The 18,594-nt window shown below is 66.7% G+C and carries 16 protein-coding genes; 8 read left to right on the top strand and 8 right to left on the bottom strand.

Annotated elements, in window-relative coordinates; all coding sequences use genetic code 11:
* The first annotated feature begins 37 nt into the window (after positions 1 to 37).
* The 3 genes from repA (at position 38) to repC (ending at position 3,408) form a co-directional block, all read left to right on the top strand.
* A complete protein-coding gene (gene repA / locus MU449_RS13900) occupies positions 38 to 1,225 on the top strand; it encodes a plasmid partitioning protein RepA (protein ID WP_244739205.1) in 1,188 nt (395 codons plus the stop codon).
* Positions 1,225 to 2,133, top strand: a complete 909-nt coding sequence (gene repB / locus MU449_RS13905) for a plasmid partitioning protein RepB (RefSeq protein ID WP_244739206.1) — start codon at positions 1,225 to 1,227, stop codon at positions 2,131 to 2,133. Before repA ends, repB begins: the two co-directional genes overlap by 1 nt.
* A gap of 171 nt (positions 2,134 to 2,304) precedes the next feature.
* Positions 2,305 to 3,408, top strand: coding sequence for a plasmid replication protein RepC (gene repC / locus MU449_RS13910; protein ID WP_244739207.1), 1,104 nt, complete (start codon positions 2,305 to 2,307; stop codon positions 3,406 to 3,408).
* A 108-nt stretch (positions 3,409 to 3,516) separates the two neighbouring features.
* On the opposite strand, the gene MU449_RS13915 is transcribed toward repC, so the two are convergent.
* The 3 genes from MU449_RS13915 to MU449_RS13925 are packed head-to-tail and all read right to left on the bottom strand — an operon-like array spanning position 3,517 to position 7,719.
* On the bottom strand, positions 3,517 to 4,584 hold the full coding sequence (locus tag MU449_RS13915; protein WP_244739208.1) for an AbrB family transcriptional regulator: 1,068 nt from the start codon (positions 4,582 to 4,584) through the stop codon (positions 3,517 to 3,519).
* Entirely contained in the window at positions 4,581 to 6,959 is a 2,379-nt protein-coding gene (locus MU449_RS13920; protein WP_244739209.1) for a sensor histidine kinase, read from the bottom strand. Before MU449_RS13920 ends, MU449_RS13915 begins: the two co-directional genes overlap by 4 nt.
* A 31-nt stretch (positions 6,960 to 6,990) precedes the next feature.
* A complete protein-coding gene (locus MU449_RS13925) occupies positions 6,991 to 7,719 on the bottom strand; it encodes a response regulator transcription factor (RefSeq protein ID WP_244739210.1) in 729 nt (242 codons plus the stop codon).
* Between the two features lie 97 nt (positions 7,720 to 7,816).
* Between MU449_RS13925 and MU449_RS13930 the strand changes: the two genes are divergently transcribed.
* The 3 genes from MU449_RS13930 to MU449_RS13940 are packed head-to-tail and all read left to right on the top strand — an operon-like array spanning position 7,817 to position 10,780.
* Positions 7,817 to 8,785 (top strand): Bug family tripartite tricarboxylate transporter substrate binding protein, encoded by a 969-nt coding sequence (locus MU449_RS13930; RefSeq protein ID WP_244739212.1) that lies wholly within the window; start codon positions 7,817 to 7,819, stop codon positions 8,783 to 8,785.
* A 50-nt stretch (positions 8,786 to 8,835) separates the two neighbouring features.
* Positions 8,836 to 9,270 carry a tripartite tricarboxylate transporter TctB family protein gene (locus MU449_RS13935; protein ID WP_244739214.1) on the top strand — a complete coding sequence of 145 codons (435 nt, stop codon included), beginning with the start codon at positions 8,836 to 8,838 and terminating at the stop codon, positions 9,268 to 9,270.
* A gap of 10 nt (positions 9,271 to 9,280) precedes the next feature.
* Positions 9,281 to 10,780, top strand: coding sequence for a tripartite tricarboxylate transporter permease (locus MU449_RS13940; RefSeq protein ID WP_244739216.1), 1,500 nt, complete (start codon positions 9,281 to 9,283; stop codon positions 10,778 to 10,780).
* 22 nt (positions 10,781 to 10,802) lie between these two features.
* Here the strand turns inward: MU449_RS13940 and MU449_RS13945 are convergent, their stop codons facing one another.
* From MU449_RS13945 to MU449_RS13965, 5 genes are all read right to left on the bottom strand, one after another.
* Positions 10,803 to 11,081: a DUF6525 family protein gene (locus MU449_RS13945; RefSeq protein ID WP_342345663.1), complete on the bottom strand. Its 279-nt coding sequence runs from the start codon at positions 11,079 to 11,081 to the stop codon at positions 10,803 to 10,805.
* Positions 11,078 to 12,286 (bottom strand): GTP-binding protein, encoded by a 1,209-nt coding sequence (locus MU449_RS13950; protein ID WP_244739217.1) that lies wholly within the window; start codon positions 12,284 to 12,286, stop codon positions 11,078 to 11,080. The genes MU449_RS13945 and MU449_RS13950 overlap by 4 nt, the downstream gene beginning before the upstream one ends.
* Positions 12,287 to 12,364: 78 nt before the next feature.
* Complete coding sequence (locus MU449_RS13955) at positions 12,365 to 13,105, bottom strand: ABC transporter ATP-binding protein (protein ID WP_244739219.1); 741 nt, start codon at positions 13,103 to 13,105, stop codon at positions 12,365 to 12,367.
* Complete coding sequence (locus tag MU449_RS13960) at positions 13,099 to 14,163, bottom strand: FecCD family ABC transporter permease (protein WP_244739222.1); 1,065 nt, start codon at positions 14,161 to 14,163, stop codon at positions 13,099 to 13,101. Before MU449_RS13960 ends, MU449_RS13955 begins: the two co-directional genes overlap by 7 nt.
* Positions 14,156 to 15,274, bottom strand: coding sequence for an ABC transporter substrate-binding protein (locus MU449_RS13965; protein WP_244739223.1), 1,119 nt, complete (start codon positions 15,272 to 15,274; stop codon positions 14,156 to 14,158). Before MU449_RS13965 ends, MU449_RS13960 begins: the two co-directional genes overlap by 8 nt.
* Positions 15,275 to 15,409: 135 nt before the next feature.
* Here MU449_RS13965 and MU449_RS13970 point away from each other — a divergent pair, with 135 nt between their 5' ends.
* Together MU449_RS13970 and MU449_RS13975 are read left to right on the top strand one after the other, a co-directional pair.
* On the top strand, positions 15,410 to 15,574 hold the full coding sequence (locus tag MU449_RS13970) for a DUF2256 domain-containing protein (protein WP_244739224.1): 165 nt from the start codon (positions 15,410 to 15,412) through the stop codon (positions 15,572 to 15,574).
* Positions 15,575 to 15,685: 111 nt separating this feature from the next.
* The gene (locus MU449_RS13975) at positions 15,686 to 18,589 is read left to right on the top strand and encodes an FAD-binding and (Fe-S)-binding domain-containing protein (RefSeq protein WP_244739225.1); all 2,904 of its coding nucleotides are present in this window, start codon (positions 15,686 to 15,688) and stop codon (positions 18,587 to 18,589) included.
* Positions 18,590 to 18,594: the final 5 nt, after the last annotated feature.

Here is an 18,594-nt window from a genome sequence, read left to right on the forward strand (position 1 = left end):
TCGAAGCGTAACACACGCTAGACCGCGAGGGGCAGAAATGACGCGGCAGGAACGGATCGACGTTCTGGTGGGAGAGCATGCACAGCGGCTCTCGGAACGGCTTCAGGCCCATCGGGAACAGCTTTTTCCCCCGAATGCCAGCAAGGAATTGCGAAAGTTCACCAGCGGCGAGGTGGCCGATCTCTTGGGGGTCAAGGACGCCTATCTGCGCAAGCTGCATCTGGACGGGCGCGGCCCCAGCCCGGAAACCCGGGCCGGCGGGCGGCGGTATTACAGCCTGCATGATGTGCAGGAATTGCGCCAAATGCTTGAAAAGGGGACGAAAACCCCCGGAACCTATCTTCCCGGCCGGCGCGAGGGCGACCATCTTCAGGTCATCACCGTCATCAATTTCAAGGGGGGATCGGGCAAGACCACCACCGCTGCGCATCTGGCGCAGAAGCTGGCGCTGGACGGATACCGGGTTCTGGCGGTCGATCTGGACCCGCAGGCCAGTTTCTCCGCCCTGCACGGGTTTCAGCCCGAATTCGATCTGATCGACGGCGGCACGCTCTATGACGCGATCCGCTATGACGACCCCGTTCCCCTGCGCGACGTGATTCGGCGCAGCTATTTCCCGGGGCTGGACATCATTCCCGGCAACCTCGACCTGATGGAGTTCGAGCACGAGACCCCGCGCGCGCTGGCCGAACGGTCGGCGCAGTTTTTCTTCACCCGCGTGGGCGACAAGCTGGCCGAGGTGCGGGACGATTACGACGTGGTCGTCATCGATTGCCCGCCGCAGCTGGGGTTCTTGACCATGTCCGCACTTTCGGCTGCCACGGCGGTTCTGGTGACTGTCCATCCGCAGATGCTGGATGTGATGTCGATGTGCCAGTTCCTGCTGATGACCTCGAACCTTCTGGGGGTCGTGGCCGAGGCGGGGGGCGACATGAATTACGACTGGCTGCGCTATGTCGTCACCCGCTACGAGCCGGGCGACGGGCCGCAGAACCAGATGGTCAGCTTCATGCGGTCGATGTTCGGCGATCATGTGCTGAACCACCCCGTATTGAAATCCACCGCGATTTCGGATGCGGGCATCACCAAGCAGACCCTGTATGAGGTCGAGCGCGGGCAGTTCACCCGCTCCACCTATGAACGCGCGATGGAAAGCCTGAACGCGGTCAATGGTGAGATCGGGACGCTGATCCAGCAGGCCTGGGGCCGGAAAGGAGCCGTGTGATGGCGCGAAAGGATCTTTTGAAGGGCCTGATGACCCCTACCCCGCAGGCGCCCGCGCCGCAGACGGCGCCCCGGGTGACGAAGGGGGCGATCGGCGCCGTCAGCCAATCCATCGCCGATCTGCGCAACCGTTCGGTGATCGAGGTTCCGTCCGACATGATCGACCACGCCGGTCTTCGCGACCGTCTGGACGAGGATGCCGAGGGCATTGCCGCGCTGGCCGAATCCCTGCGGGAATATGGCCAGCAGGTGCCCGTCCTTCTGCGCCATTCGCCCAACACCGAAGGTCGCTACGAGATCGTCTATGGCCGCCGCCGCGTGGCCGCCATGAAGCTTCTGGGTCAGCCGGTCAAGGCGATGATCCGCAACCTGAACGACCGCGATCTGGTAATCGCGCAGGGGCAGGAGAACACGGCGCGCAAGGACCTGTCCTTCATCGAAAAGGCGAACTTCGCGCGCCACATGCGCGACGGAGGGTTCGAGCGGAAGGTCATCTGCGATGCGCTTCAGATCGACAAGACTTTGATTTCCCGCATGTTATCCATTGCCGAGGCCATCCCCCCTGCCCTGCTGGCGGCGATTGGCGCGGCCCCCGGCATCGGTCGGGACCGGTGGAAGACCCTTGCCGACCGGCTTCCCGGCAAGGATCCCGCGTCACTTGTGGACGCCGCCCAGGGTGAGACGTCCGACCTGCGGTTCGAGGCGGTGCTGGCCGCCACCAACACCCGCGCCCAGCCGGTGGAGCGCCCTGCCCTTCTGGGCGCGCATGGCCCCTTGGGTGAGGTGTCGCGCAAGGCGAAGGTGACCACGCTTCAATTTTCCCGCGAGGCTGCGGCCGGTTTCGACGACTGGCTGATCGCGAATCTGGACGAAATTCACCGCGACTGGCTTGCCCGTCGCGAGGAATGACCGAAACAACACAGGAGGCACGACAAGGGACCGCAAAGAAAAAGCCCCCCAGGACATGACATCCCAAGAGGCCGTTTCGTCGATCTAAGCACTCGCACGTAACGCCAAAAGTTGACAGCTGTCAACACCCGTCTGTCCGACGGACCGATATTTGCATCCTCGTGACAGCATATGACGCATATTTCCATGACGCCTTTCGGGCGGCGGGCGACGGCTGACCTGTCGGCACACCGCGCGCTGGCGGAAGCCCCCTGCCCTGCTGCCGACATCGACAAATGGGCCGTACTGCGCGACCTGACGACCGCGCGCGCGGCGTTCAAGGTCAGCGATCGCGATCTGACGGTGCTGCAGGCGCTTTTGTCGTTTCATCCGCCGCAGATGCTGCAGGCCGACGGGCCGACCATCGTTTTTCCGTCGAACGCGCGACTGGCGGAACGGCTGCACGGGATGCCGGAAAGCACCCTGCGGCGTCACATCGCGACCTTGGTCCAGGCGGGACTGATCCTGCGCCATGACAGCCCGAACGGCAAACGCTTTGCCCGGCGCAATGAACAGGGCGCAATCTCCCGCGCGTTCGGATTTGACATGCGCCCGTTGCTTGTGCGCGCAGCCGAGATCGCTGAGGCGGCCGAACAGGCGCGGGAGGACGCGCGGGAGCTCCACGCCTTGCGTGAGACGGTGATCCTGCATCTGCGGGACATTGTGGCCCTGGCCGGTCCCTTGGCCGATGTCATGGACATTCACCGCGCCTTGCGTCGGAAGCTGACGGTTCAGACGGCACGCGACTTGGCGCAGCGCAGTTTGGCGATGGTAACGATGGTCCGTGAGAGCCATTCTGTAGCAGAGATTTCGGGCGGCTATGACAGCCAAAATGAGCGGCACATACAGGATTCAAACAAACCCCTATCTGAATCTGAACCTTACCATGAACAGCTCCAGGACGCGGGCCCTGTCCTGCACGACCTGCTGTCGGCCTGCCCATCAAGCGCGGATTACGCACAGGAACCGATTAGAGAATGGCGTCAGGCGATCACAACGGCGCAGGTGGTGTGCCCCATGATGGGGATAACGCCAGATGTCTGGCACGCGGCCCGCACCAGTATGGGGGCAGCGCAGGCAGCGGCGGCGGTGTTCTGCATTCTGGAGCGGTTCGAGGTGATCCGTCAGCCAGGCGCCTATCTTCGGCGGCTGTCACAAAAGGCGGCAGAGGGGACGTTCAGCGTTGATCGGATGATAAGAAGCTTGTTGAGCGGCCAGAGGATCGTGCCGAGTTGACAGCTGTCAACTTTGATTCGGACTTTGTCTGTATCGGGAGACGCACCGCGAGATCATCAAGGCGTTCAGCAAGCCACCAAGGATCACGGCGATATATCCGCTTTTGCCCTATTTTCGCGTGGCATCCCGGGACAGAAAACGTGCCAGGGTCGGCGCGGTCATGACCACGAACAGGAAACGCGCGACCTGCATCGTCATGACGAAGGCGACATCGACGGGAACGGATGCCGAAGCGGCAATGATCGCCACCGTGTCGGCCCCACCGGGGCTGGTGGCCAGAAGCGCCGTCAGAAGATCGACGCCCGTCACCACATGCAGCCCCACACCGAAGGCTGCGCACATCGCGATCAGCGCCGTGATGGAGGCCAGAACCGCCGGAAGTGCCCGCGCCGCATGACGCACCACATCGCGCGTGAACCGCATCCCCACGCTGCAACCGATGACGGCGAAGGCGGCCGCCAGAAGAACCGGATGCAAGGTGATCGGCAGTCCGGTGGCCTTGAACAGGATCCCCGCGAACAGCGCGCCCAGAAGCCCGCCGCCGGGCAAACGCAGCCGTGGGGCCACCATGGCCGCCAGCACGCCCACCACCGTTGTCGGCGCGGCAAAACCCCAATCCGTCGGCGGAAACCAGATCAGCGCCGCGTCCTGGGCCGCAGCAGGGGCGAAGGCACGGGCCAGAAGCGTGGCCACAAGCGCGCAACAGGCCACCCGCAGATACTGCATGAACGCAACCAGTCGCATGTCGGCCCCATACCCCCCGGACATCAGGACCATGGCCGTTGCGGCGCCGGGGGACGACCCCCAGATCGCCGTCGTGCCCGGAAACAGCTTGGCGCGGGTCACCAGATAGCCGAGCGAGGCGGCCGCAAAGGTGACGAAGACCGTGCCCGACGCGATGGTCGGCCAATGCACCTCGATCTGGGTCAGGAAATCGGCCGGAATACTGGCCGCCATCATCATTCCGACCATGCCCTGTGCGGCGGTGAATAGACGGCGGGGAATGTGCACCACCGTGTTCGTGAGGCCTGAGACGATGGCCGCGAGCATCGGCCCAAGAAGGAGCGCGGCCGGGAAATGCAGCACTTCGAACACAACGACCAGAGCCAGCGAAAGCCCGCCGAGCCGCATCCACCGCAGGATCAGGTTGCGGCGCGCGGGGGAGGGGGATGTCATGGTCGTGTCCTGTCGATGGGAAGGGTGTTGGAATGGGGCAGGGGGGGGATGCGCAGCGCGCTTTCCCAATTGGCGATGAAGCGGCGTTGCTTCACCGCGTCAAGATAGGTCAGCAATTGTGGCCCAAGGCGAATGGGCAGGATGGTGCCCGCATGTTCGCGGATCAGGCGCATGGAGGGGGTCTGCAGGCTGAGAAGCGGCAGGATCGGCAGCAACTGCCCCTCCTCGGCGATGTCCGTCTGGCCGGGATGCGAGATCAGGAAGGCCACGAACCGCGCCGCCGCCGCCGCATCCTCGGCAAAGGTCGTCACGAAGGCGGTGCGCATCATGACCAGATTGTAATCGCGAAACAGGTGGATGCCCACATTCGGATCGTCGATCGCAAGGGCGTAGGAGCCGATGAGGTTCAACGCCATCGTCAGCTCCCCCCCGGCCACGCGGGCGGTCATGTCGCGGGTCGTGGGGAACACCCGCACCTCGGCGTGGCCCAGGGCTTCCTCCAGCTGTGCCACGCCCTGACCCAGTTCCGCGTCCTGTGTCGCGAACAGATACCCGATGCCCGCGGCGCGAATGTCGTAAATGCCGATGCGGCCGCGCAGAAGGTGATCGCGATTGCGGATGAAGGCGATCAGCCCTTCATGCGTGTCGGGCAGTTCGCTTTCCGCGATGATGCGCCGGTCATAGATCAACACGGCGGGTTCCAGGGTGAAGGCGAACAGTTCGTCGCGCCAGACGGCACGGGCGGGCAGGCCGCGCGCCTCGATCAGGTCCAGCGGGCGGGCGAGGCCGCGATTGACCAGATCCACCTGCAGATCCATGGCCGAACTGATGATGACGTCCGCCCGCAGCGTTCCGTCCAGCGCCTGTTGATAAAGCGGCACCGTCTGCCGGTCGGAATAGACGATCTGGATGTCGGGGTTGCGCGCCTCGAACGCGGCGATGAGGCCGGTCATCGCCGCCTCGTCCGTGGCGGACGCGACGCGCACCACCGCCGCCATTGCCGGATCGGTGGGCCAAAGCAGGGCCGCCAGAAGCGCGATGCGAGCGAATGTCATGATCACCTTCAATCCTCCGCGTGCCGAGGTGGTCAGGCGCAACCCCGCGTGATGCGCCTGCGCCACGGCCTGCACGATGGCCAGACCCAGACCCGACCCGGCGGTGGCGGGGCTGAGCGAGGTGAACCGTTCCAGCGCGCGGGCACGGTCGGGTTCGGGAATGCCGGGGCCCGCATCCGAGACGGAGACGAAGATGCGGTCCGGCCCGTCGGCCCGCAGGTCGATGTCGATCACGTTGTCGGCGGGGCCGTGGCGCAACGCGTTCTCGATCAGGTTGCGGAACGCCTCGCGCAGCGCGACCTCGTCCCCCAGAACACGGTCGCCGCCGGGGGCGAAATCGTCGACGTCGAAGGTGAAGGTCACATCGCGCGTCCGCGTGTCGCGGATCAGTTCCGCCATCAGCGCGCGCAGCAGCGGCGTCAGGGCCACGGGGTGCAACCCGTCGCGGTCCGACCGGTGCACAACCATGGCGTGTGACAAAAGCTGGTTGGTCAGGCGAATGGTGCGTTCGCCCTGCCGTTCGGCGCGTTTCAGGCGGTGGCGCAACTCGGCCTCCGTCTGCGCATCGGCGGCCAGCGTCAGGTGCCCCTGAAGCGCCGAAAGCGAGGTGCGGGTCTGGTGCGCCACATCGGCGATGAACCCTTCGGTCAGGGTGCGGTTGGCGCGCAGGCGCTGGATGAAGCCGTTGATGGCGTCGAACAGCCGCTCGATCTCCACCGGCGGGCGGTGGCGCAGCTCGTCCAGATTGCGCGGATCGCGGGCCAGAATGTCCGCCTCGATCCGCGACAGGGGGTGCAGCGCCTGCCGGATCGCCAGCCAGACGAAGCCCAGACCGATGACCGTGACGAAGGCCAGACCCGCCATGGCCGACACGAACAGCAGATATTGGTGGGCGGAGCGCGCCTCCACCGTCTGGCCGATCTGCACCTCCACCCATGTGCGGCCGGAGGGCGTGTCGATCATGCGCCCCTGGATGACGAAGCGCATGGGCGCACCGTTCCAGATGGCGTCGAAGAAGGTGGGCCGTTCCTCGGGCACAAAGCCGGGGGGCAGGGGCAGGCCGGAGGCGCCCGTGACCACGCCGCGCCCCGGAACAAACACGGAATATACGACGCGGGCATCGGGGACGATGGCCAGCATCTCCATCGCGCTGGCGGGCAGATCGACGGTGGCGCCGTCGCGGGCGGGCAGGGTGCGTTCCACGATGGCCCGCGCGGCCCCGCCCAGAACCAGATCATAGGTCTCGTTCGCGGCGCTGCGGGTATAGCTCCACAGCAGGACGGAGATGATCAGCAATAGCGCGGCGAAGCCCAGGGTCATCAACCCCAGCATCCGCACGCGGAGCGAGCGCCTAATCCTCGGTGACATAGGCCATGTATCCAAGGCCGCGCGCGGTGCGCAGCGTCAGGGTGGAGCCTTCCAGCTTGCGGCGCAGGCGGGTCACGATCTGTTCGACCGCGTTCAGGGTGGGCGCCTCCTCGAAGGTATAGAGCTTGTCGGCCACCTCCTCCTTGGTCAGCATCCGGCCCAGATTGTCGATCAGGATTTCCAGAAGCTGGATCTCGCGCGGGCGCAGGTCCAGATCCAGCCCCCCCATCCGCGCGCGCCGCGCCCCCCGGTCGAAGGTCAGCGCCCCCGCGGTGAACACGTTGGACGCGGTGCCCGACCGACGCCGCGCCAGAACACGGCAACGCGCGGAAAGTTCCCTAAAATCAAAGGGTTTGACCATATAATCGTCCGCCCCGGCATCCAGGCCCACAATGCGATCGTCAATCTCGGACCGGGCGGTCAGGATCAGGACCGGCGTCGCGTCCCCCCGTTCGCGCAGGCGGCGCAGCACCTCGTATCCCGACATGCCGGGCAGGTTCACGTCCAGAATCACCAGATCGAACCGCGCGTGCGTCAGAAGGGCGTGGGCGTCGATCCCGTCGCGTTCGCGGTCGATCGCATGTCCCTCGCTTCGCAGGCGATCAAGGATCGTCTCCGCCAGATCGTCGTTATCCTCAACCAGAAGCATCCGCATGGCGGCACGATAGCGGGGGGCGCACGGGGGGGGAAGCGCGGATCGCCGTGTCAGCATCCTGTCAGGTCCATGTCAGGACGCTGACAAGGTCCGTGCGTTAACGTCCAAAGATCGGGCTGACTGGAAGGCGGCCCCTGATGTCTGGGAGGACAGCATGAAATTTTCTCGTATCGCCGCCCTCGGGGCGGTCATGTCCATGTGCGCCTTGCCCGCGCTGGCCGAGATTCGCAGGCCCGAATGCGTGGCCCCGGCGCAGCCCGGCGGCGGCTTCGACCTGACCTGCCGGGTGGCGCAGCAGGGGCTGGAAGCGCAATTCTCGCGCCCGATCGAGGTGACGTTCATGCCCGGCGGCATCGGCGCCGTGGCGTTCAACATGTTCAACACCACCCGCAAGGCCGATCAGGACGCCATCGTCGCGTTCTCGTCCGGGTCGCTTCTGAACCTGCTGACGGGGAAATACGGGCCGAACTGGACCGAGGACGACGTGCGCTGGCTGGCCACGGCGGGGGCCGATTACGGCGCGGTCATCGTGCGCGCCGACAGCAAGTTCCAGACCCTGAACGACGTGATGGACGCGCTGAAGGCCAATCCGGGCGGCGTGGTCGTGGGGGCCGGCGGTTCCGTCGGGTCGCAGGACTGGATGAAGGCCGCGCTGTTGCTGCGCGCCACGGGCGGTGAGCCGCAAAGTATGCGCTATGTCGCGTTCGATGGCGGCGGCGATGCGGTCGCGGGCCTTCTCGGCGGCTCGATCGAGGTCTATACCGGCGATGCGGGCGAGATGACGTCGCATCTGGAAGCGGGCGATCTGCGGGTTCTGGCCGTGATGGCCGACGAACGTCTGGACGCCCCCTTTGCGGAAATCCCGACGGCCAAGGAACTGGGATACGACGTGTCCTGGACCATCCTGCGCGGCTTCTATGTCGGCAAGGACGTGGCCGATGCGGATTACGACCAGTGGGTCAACGCCTTCAAGGCCGCCTATGACACTCCCGAATTCGCCGAGACGCAGAAATCGCACGGCCTGATGCCGCTGAACATGGCGGGCGACGAACTGACGGCCTTTGTGCACGAACAGACCGAGCAGCTGCGCGCCATCGCGACCGAAGCGGGTCTGATCCAGTAAGTCTGCGGGGGGGCCTTGGCGCCCCCCGCTTTTTCAAGAAAGGTATCAAGATGGCCGACCGCATTTTCGCGGGGGTCATGCTGGTGGTGACGCTGGCTTATGGATGGCTGGCCTTCACCGCCATCAGCGCCCCCTTCCAATATGACCCCCTCGGACCCGAATCCTGGCCCCGCATCCTGTCGGTCGTGACCGCCTTGTGCTTTGCCATCATCATCCTGCGGCCGGACACCCCGTCCATGAACGTGGCGCGTCCGACATGGATCCGTCTGTCGATCATGGTCGTCCTGCTGATCGCCTATGCCGAGCTGTATGAACGGCTGGGTTTCATCATCGCGACCTTCCTGTTCGGCACGCTTGCCGCGCGCATGTTGGGCGCGACCTGGGCCCGCGCCGCCCTGTTCGGGGCCATCGCCGGGGTCGTGGGGTTCCTCCTGTGCGTCGAACTTCTTGAGCTGAACCTGCCTCGCGGCCTGCTGGATTTCTGAGGAGGAACCCATGACGGAAGTTCTTAACGGTCTCGCGACGGGGTTCGGCGTCGCCTTCACCCCGTTCAACCTGATGCTGGTGGCGTTCGGCTGTTTTGCCGGAACGCTGATCGGCGCGCTGCCGGGCATCGGCCCGATCAACGGCGTGGCGATCCTGCTGCCCATCGCCTATGGCTTGGGCTTTCCGCCCGAAAGCGCGCTGATCCTCTTGGCCGGCATCTATTACGGGGCGGAGTTCGGGGGGCGTATTTCGTCCATCCTTCTGAACGTGCCGGGCGATGCGGGCGCGGTCATGACCACGCTGGACGGCAACCCCATGGCCCGGCGGGGCGAGGCGGGGCGCGCGCTCTCCATCTCGGCCGTGGCCAGCTTCATCGGCGGGACGGTCGCGGTCGTCCTGATGACGCTGTTCGGGCCGCTGCTCGCGAAATTCGCGGTGGCATTCACGCCGTCCGATTACGTGGCGCTGATGGTCTTCGCCTTTGCGTCGCTGGCGTCGCTTGTCGGGGCGAACCCGGTCAAGACGCTGGTGGGGGCCACGATGGGCCTGATGCTGGCCACGATCGGGGTCGATGCCAACACGGGCGTCAGCCGCTACACCTTCGGGGTGCCCGACCTTCTGGCGGGGATCGACTTTCTGATCGTCGTCATCGGGCTGTTCGGGATGGCGGAACTGTTCCATCTCGTTGAACAGCAGGCGACGGGCAAGCTGAAGACCCTGCCGGTGGACAGCAGCTTCGTCAAATTCGCCGATCTGGCCTTTGCCAAATGGACCATCCTGCGGTCGTCGCTGATCGGGTTCGTCATCGGCGTTCTGCCGGGCACGGGCGCGTCGGTGGCGTCGGCCGTGACCTATGGCACGGAGAAGCGTCTGGCGGGAACCTCGGGTGATTTCGGCAATGGCGACGTGCGGGGCCTGTGCGCACCCGAGGCCGCCAACAACGCGGCCGCCACGGGCGCCATGGTGCCCATGCTGACGCTGGGCATCCCCGGTTCGGGCACCACGGCGATCCTTCTTGGCGCGCTTTTGATGTTCAACATCCAGCCCGGTCCGCTGCTTTTCACCCAACACCCCGAGATCGCATGGGGTCTGATCGCCTCCATGTATCTGGGCAACATCGCCCTTCTGGTGATCAACCTTCCGCTGGTGGGCCTGTTCGCGCGGATGCTGACGCTGCCGCAGCATTACCTGACGCCGCTGATCGCCGTTCTGGCCTTCATCGGGATCTATTCGATCGTGGGCAACCCGTTCGACCTGTTCCTGATCATCGCGCTTGGCATCTTCGGGTGGATCCTGCGCAAGCTGGACTTCTCGCTCGCGCCGGTGATCCTCGGGTTCGTGCTGGGGTCGTTGTTCGAAAACAACCTGCGCCGCGCGCTGTCGATCTCGGGCGGGGACTGGGGCATCCTGCTGCAAAGCTGGCAGTCGATCCTGCTCTATGCCTTGGCCATCGCCGTGGTGTTCGTGCCGATCATCCTCGGCCGTCGCCGCAAGGCCAAGCACGTCTGATCGGTCCGCACAGGACCGACGGTCAGGGACGTCCTGCGACCGAGGGGTGGTTGACACCCCAGACGGTCGGGGCGTCCCTTGCCAACATCCGCGCCTCGGCCGCGCACAGGCAGGCGCGGGCGTGGTGGGGGCAGGGGCGGTCGGCCATCGCCCGCCGCCAGATGCGCAGCGCGGACCGCGCGCTCCACGGCAGCGCGGCCCCGGCCAGCCAGGCCCGCACGTCGGGCGGCAGGCGGTCATACCCCTCCATCGACCCCGTTCCCCGCCGCCGCAGGCTGGTGACCAGATTGCGGCGCATCATGCGCGCCCCGTCCGGCCCCATTCGGGGAAGGGATCGGGCAGCCCCGACCAGGCCGCCGGGTCGAACGCCTCCCCTCCCTGCAAGGCCGCGTCCAGCGCCGCGGTGATCGCCGCCCGGTCCATGCCCGCGCCGATGAACACCACCTCCTGCCGCCGGTCGCCCCACGGCTCCTGCCAGACGCGGCCCACCTCGGCCAGAACGTCTGGATGCGTCGGCCATCGGTCCTTCGGCACGCTGGCCCACCACCCCCCCAGCGGCGTGATGGAGGAGATGGCCCCGGCCAGGCTGAACTCCACCGCCCAGTTCGGACGGGTCGCGATCCACATATGCCCCTTGGCGCGGATCACGCCCGGCAGATCGCCGTTCAGCACGGCGTGGACCTTCGCCGGGTGAAAGGGCCGCCGGGCGCGATAGACGAAGGAGGAGATGCCGTATTCCTCCGTTTCCGGCGCATGATCGGCAAAGCCGTAAAGCTCCTTGGCCCAAAGCGGGTGCATATGCGCGCGGTCGATGTCGAAAAGGCCGGTGTCGAAGATCGCCTCTGGCGGGACGCGGGCGAAGTCCGTCTCGATCAGGCGGGCCTCGGGGTTCAGGGCGCGGATGATCTTGCGGGCCTGATCCCGCCGCATGGGCCCCGCCTCGGTCGCCTTGTTCAGGATGATGACATCGGCAAACTCGATCTGGTCGGTCAGAAGGGACACAAGCGTGCGCTCGTCCTGTTCGCCCAAGGATTCGCCCCGGTCGGCGATGAAATCGTGGCTGGAGAAATCGCGCGTCAGGTTCACGGCATCGACCACCGTCACCATCGTGTCCAGCTGCGCGACATCGGCCAGCGAGGCCCCGTCCGCATCGCGGAAATCGAAGGTCGCGGCGACGGGCAGGGGTTCGGCGATCCCGGTGCTTTCGATCAGCAGATAATCGAAGCGGCCTTCGGCGGCCAGACGGCGCACCTCCACCAGCAGGTCGTCGCGCAGGGTGCAGCAGATGCAGCCGTTCGACATCTCCACCAGCTTTTCTTCGGACCGCGACAGGTCGGTGCCACCGCGGATCAGGTCGGCGTCGATGTTCACCTCGGACATGTCGTTGACGATGACGGCGACGCGGCGGCCGTTGCGGTTGTTGAGGACGTGGTTCAGCAGCGTCGTCTTTCCCGCACCAAGAAAGCCGGACAGGACGGTGACGGGCAGGCGGGCAGGGGGGGACATGGGACCTCATACGATATGATATAACGTAACGTATACGCCCGAGGGGCCGGGACGCAAGTCCCGCGTCAGGGGGCCGGGTCAGTCCAGAATGAGTTGCGGGTGCCCCTTGGAACAGGGCTCGATCCGGGCCTCCACCTTGAACACCTGTTTCAGCAGGGCCGGGGTGACGACGGTCGCGGTCGGCCCGCAGGCGGCCAGCGCGCCGTCGCGGATCACCATGCAGGCGTCGGTAAAGCGCAGGGCGTGGCCGATATCGTGCAACGCCACGATGATCAAAAGCCCCTGATCCCGCGCGAGACGGCGCAGCAGCCCCAAAAGCCCGATCTGCCGGCTGAGGTCGAGCGCCGAGGTCGGCTCGTCCATCAGCAGGATCTGCGGATTCTGGACCAGCGCCTGCGCGGCGCCGATCATCTGGCGCTGCCCCCCGCTCAGATCGCCGACATGGCGGCCGCGCAGATGGCCGATGTCCAGCAGCGCCAGAACGCGTTCCACCTCGGCATGGTCCTGGGGCTGCACCGTCAGCCGCCCCCCCTGCATCCGCGCAAGCAAGATGGATTCATATACCGACAGCACCGGACGCGCGCCATTGTCCTGCGGCATGTAGGCGATGGGGCGGTCGGTGCGCGCCCCGTCGATCCGCACGGTGCCGGGCCCGCGCAGCAACCCGAAGATGCGCCGGAACAGCGTCGATTTCCCAGCGGCGTTCGGCCCCAGCAGCGCCACGAGCTGCCCCCCCTGCAGCGGCGGGGTGGAGATGTCCGACAGCACCGGCGCGCGCCCGTATCCCGCCGCGACCCCGTCCAGTTGCAGGCTTACCATGCCGCCGTCCTTCGGTTCAGGATGAGATAGAGGAAGAACGGAATCCCCACGATGGCCGTGACGATGCCGATGGGAATGACCGTCCCGGGAATGATCATCTTCGACAGGATGGAGCCGACGGACAGGATCAGCGCCCCCGACAACGCCGCGCCAGGCAGAAGAAAGCGCTGATCCTCGCCCAGAAGCATTCGCGCGATATGCGGGCCAACCAGCCCGATGAAGCCGATCGTGCCCACGAACGACACCGAGACCGAGGCGAGAAGACTGACGATGACCAGCACCTCCAGCCGCAGGGGGCGCAGGCGCACGCCCATGCTTTCGGCCTTGGCATCCCCCAGCCGCATCGCGGTCAACGCCCACCCCCGGCGCGCCAGAAGCGGCAGCGCAACCGCCAGCACCGCCAGCGCGATCCAGACCTTGGGCCAGGTGGCTTTCGTCAGGCTGCCCATCGTCCAGAACACCACGGCGGCGACCGCCTGCTGGCTGGCGAAGAACTGGATCAGCGACATCAGCGCGTTGAAGATGAAGACCAGCGCGATGCCCAGAAGGATGATCGTCTCGCTCGTGACACCGCGGCGCAGGCTGAGGCCATAGATCGCCAGCGCGGTCAGCATCGCCATCAGGAACGCGTTGACCGGGATCATGTATTCGACCGCGAAGGGAAAGAGTGCCACGCCGAAGGCCAGTGCCAGCGCCGCCCCGAACCCCGCACCGGCCGAAATGCCCAGGGTGAAGGGGCTGGCCAGCGGGTTGTTCAGGATGGTCTGCATCTGCGCGCCCGCGACCGACAGGCTGGCCCCCACGATGACGGCCATCAGGGCGACGGGCATCCGGATCTCCCACAGGATGACGCGCACCTGATCGCTGACGCGCGACGGGAAGATCAGCCCCTCCACCACCTGCCCAAGGCTGTATCGGGCGGGGCCGAGCGCCAGGTCCGTGCAGATGCTGAGGATCAGGAGACCCGCCAGCACCGCAAGGATGATCTGCCGGCGAACGACAAGGGCGCGATAGAAATCGCGCCCCGCCTCCGTCCCATGCGCGGGCAGGTCAGTCATGCAGCGACACCCAGTATCCCGGCTGATAGGGGATGGGCAGGAAGCGTTCGTGCAATTCCTTCAGCGTCGCCTCGGGGTCCAGATCGGCGAACCGGTCGGGGTGCAGCCATTTCGCAAGTTGCTGAACGGCGACGAAGTAATAGGGGTTGTCGTAGAACTGGTGCCAGATCGCGTGGACCTGCCCGGTCCCGATCGCCGCCACGCCGGTCATCGCCGTGCGGTGGGTCAGCGCCTCCAGCTTGCGGCGCGCTTCGGTCAGGTCCGATCCCGGCCCCACGCCCACCCAGTTGCCGCCGGGGACGTAGGCGTCCCACTGCCCGCCCGTCACGATGATCTGATCGGGATTGGCGGCGATGATCTGTTCGGGGTTCAGCGTGCCGAAGGTGCCGGGAACGATGTCGGCGGCGATGTTCGTGCCGCCCGCCAGTTCGACATATTCGCCGAAATTGCCGCGCCCGAAGGTCATGCAGCAATCGTCGGAATATCCGCCCGCGCGGTCCACGAAGACTCGGGGCCGGTCGAAATTGCCCCCCTCCAGCGCGGTGGCGACGCGGGCCATCTGCCGATCCACGAAGGAGATATACTCTTCGGCCCGATCCTCGTGCCCGGTCAGCGCGCCCATGATGCGCATCGACTGGACGCTGTGGGCCAGCGGATCTTCGCGGAAATCGACATAGACGATGGGGATGCCCAACTGCGCCAGTTTGTCGTCATAGCCCGCATCCTCGGTCGCGGCCTTCGCCTCAAGGTTCATGAGGATCAGGTCGGGCTGAAGGGTCGCGGCCTGTTCCACGTCGAACGTGCCGTCCTTGAACCCGCCGAAGGTCGGAAGATCTTCCAGTTCGGGGAATTGCGCGGCATAGGCGGCATAGGTGTCGGGATCGGCCTGCGACAGATCCTCGCGCCAGCCGACGACATGTTGGAACGGGTTCTCGCGCTCCAGCGCCGCCAGAAGATAGATCTGGCGCCCTTCGCCCAGGATGATGCGCTGTGCGGGCGCCTCAAGGGTGATCTCGCGTCCGGCGACATCGGTCACGGTGACGGGGTCCGCCTGTGCCGCCCCGGCAGTCGCAAGGGCAAGTCCAAGGAAAAGGCCGGCTCGGGTGATCATGATGGGTCCATCGAAAGGGCGTCTTGGGGTGGCAGATAGTATAAGCGAGTAATCTGGTCAACTATCAGCCTGCGGGGCGGGGGTCGTCCCTTGCCCCACCCCCGGCGCGGGATAGGTTTCCCGAAGGGGGGCGTCATGGCGAAAATGCGCAAGAAATCCGATCTGCCGGTGAAGGTCTGCGCGACCTGCGGCCGGCCGTTCACCTGGCGCAAGGCGTGGGCACGGGATTGGGATCAGGTGCGCCATTGCTCGGACCGCTGCCGCGCCGCGCGCCGGGCGAAGGCCGACAAGCTGGACTGAGGCCGCACGATTGGGCTTGGCATTGCGGACCATGCCCTTAAGGTTCCCCCCAGTTTTCCGTGGGCGGCGACCTCATGCCCACCCTGGCCGCAAAGGTTTCGCAGTTCCGGCATGAAAGATCACATCGACGCCCCCGCCTCCCTGCCCTTCGACGGCGCCGCGTTCCGGCAGGCGCTGGCGGCGCGGGGGTTTCGGGGGCAGGTTCGGACGGACCGCGCCGCGCGCGTCGTCAACGCCACCGACAACTCCATCTATTACCGTGAACCCGATTGCGTGATCGAGCCGAGGTCGGCCGAGGATGTGGCGGCGGCGGTCGCGGCGGCGGCGGAGGTGGGGGTGCCGATCACCCCGCGCGGCGGCGGCACGGGCACCAACGGGCAGGCGCTGGCGCAGGGGGTGGTGCTGGACCTGTCGCGCTTCATGAACCGGATTGTCGCCTTCCACGAGGAGGAGGGCATCGTCCGCGTCGAACCCGGCGTCGTGCTGGACCAGTTGAACGCGTTCCTGAAGGCGCGGGGGTATGTCTTTCCGCCCGCCGTCTCCACGGGCTCGCGCGCCACGCTGGGGGGGATGGTGGCGACCGACGCCTCGGGCAAGGGGTCGCGCCGCTACGGGCGGACCTCGGATTATCTGGTGTCGGCCGAGGTGGTTCTGGCGGATGGCCGGCCCGCCACGGTGGGCGATCTGGCGGCGGACGCGCCGTTGCCGCCCGGCCCGCTGGGTCAGGCGGCGGCGCTGCTGCGCGATCGGCTGCCCGCGCTTTCGGGCGACATCGCCCGGGTCTTTCCGCCGATGAATCGCGGCCTCACCGGCTATAACCTTGACGAGGTGCGGGGGCCGAACGGGGAATTGCGTTTGACCAAGCTGCTGGCGGGGTCCGAGGGAACGCTGGCCGTGGCCACCGCGCTGGACCTGCGGGTGGTGAAGCTGCCGAAACATTTCGGCATCGCCATCATCGGCTATGCCGACAGTCTGGTGGCGCTTGGCGCCGTGGCGGACCTTTTGCCCGCCGACCCCGACGCGATCGAGTTTCTGGACGACCGGACCGTGCATCTGGGCAAGACCTCGCCCGCCTGGCCGGTGCTGGAACCCGTTCTGGGGGCGGATCTGGCCTCCAGCGGCGGGTATCTGTTCGCCGAAGTGTCGGCGGACACGCCCGAAGCGGTGGCCGACCGGCTGGCGGCGGTGGAGCGCGCGGCCCTGGCCGCCACGACCCGCGCCACGGGCCTGATCGCGACGCAGGACGCGGCCGTGATGGCGGCGTTGAACGGGCTGCGCAAGGACGCGGTCGGTCTGATGGGCAAGGGCAAGGGGGCGTTCAAGGGCGTGGCCTTCGTCGAGGATGCCGCCGTCCCGCCCGAAAACCTTGTCGCCTTCGTCGCGGGGTTTCGCGACATTCTGGACGCGCATGGCCTGGAATACGGCATGTATGGCCATGCCGATGTGGGGTGCGTGCATGTGCGCCCGCTGATGGACATGCGGCGGCCCGAACATCGCGCGAAGATCCGCCCGATCTCGGACGCGGTGGCCGATCTTGCGCGGGCGCAGAACGGGCTGATCTGGGGCGAACACGGCAAGGGGGTGCGCGGCGAATATGTGGAGCTGTATTTCGGCCCCGACCTGTTTGCCTTTCTGCGCCGGATCAAGGCAGCGTTCGACCCGGCCAACCGGCTGAACCCCGGCAAGCTGGTCACCGCCTTCGGCACCGATCTGGCCGTGGACCGCATCGACGCCATCCCCTTTCGCGGCGCGCGCGACGAACGCATCGCGGGGCACACGGCCTTCGCCAAGGCCAGCGAGTGCAACGGCAACGGCGCCTGTTTCCACTGGGACAGCGCGAATGAGATGTGCCCCTCCTACAAGGCGACGCGCGATCGGGTGCAATCGCCCAAGGGGCGCGCGGCGTTGATCCGCGACTGGCTGGACATCCGCGACACCGGCGGCGATGCGGCCCCGGCTGCCGACGCGCTGGCGGCCTCGCTTGCCACCTGCCTGTCGTGCAAGGCCTGCACCTCGCAATGCCCGGTCCATGTGGACATCCCCACCCTGAAGGCGGAGTTTCTGGCCGACCGTTATGCCCACCGGTCGCGCCCGCTGCGCGATCGGTTGGTGCGGCACATGGAGGCCCTGACCCTTGTGGCCGCGCGGGTTCCGCGTCTGGCCAATCTGGGGATGGCGATTGCGCAGGGCGGGCTGGCGCGCGCCTTCGGGCTGGTGGATCTGCCGCGCTTCGGAGTGCGGGGGTTGGAGGCGCGGATGCGCGCGGCGGGCGCGCGCCGTCTGGCCCCGGGCGAGGGCTTGCCCGCCGGGGTGGACCGCGACAACGCCGCCCTCCTTGTCTGCGACAGTTTCCTCGGCCCGTTCGAGCCGGAGGTGCTGGAAAGCGCCGCGCGGGTGCTGGCGCGGCTGGGGGTTCAGGTGTTCCACACCCCCATCCAGCGCAATGGCAAGGCGGCGCAGGTGCGGGGATATCTGGACGCGTTCCGCGCCACGCGCGACGCCGCCGTGGCCCGCATCGACGCCTATGCCGCACTCGGGGTGCCGCTGGTAACGGTGGAGCCGGCGGTGACCATGCTCTACCGGCAGGATTACAAGCTGGAGGAGGGGGTTCTGACCTCGCTCGATCGGGTGCTCATGTCCTTGGCCGACCGGATGCCCACGGGGGCGGGGGCGCGGTTCCGCCTGATCGGGCATTGCACCGAAACCTCGGCCGATCCGGGGAACCTCACGCGCTGGCAGCGGATTTTCGCCGCCGCCGGTCTGGCCCTGACCCCGCAGCGGGCGGGCTGTTGCGGCATGGCGGGCATGTTCGGCCACGAGGCGGAGAACCGCGCCCTGTCCCGACAGGTGTTCGACCTTGACTGGGCCGAAAAGATCGGCGCGGGCGACGAGGTTCTGGCGACCGGATTTTCCTGCCGGGGGCAGGCCGAACGCTTTGCGGGCGCCCGCCTGCGCCACCCGGTTCAGGCGCTGGAGGCGGCGCTGCGGGTTGGAACGGGCGGCGCGGGCGGGTAAGATGG

Origin of the sequence: Falsirhodobacter halotolerans, from assembly GCF_022899245.1 — a bacterium.
Taxonomy (GTDB): Bacteria; Pseudomonadota; Alphaproteobacteria; order Rhodobacterales; family Rhodobacteraceae; genus Falsirhodobacter; species Falsirhodobacter halotolerans.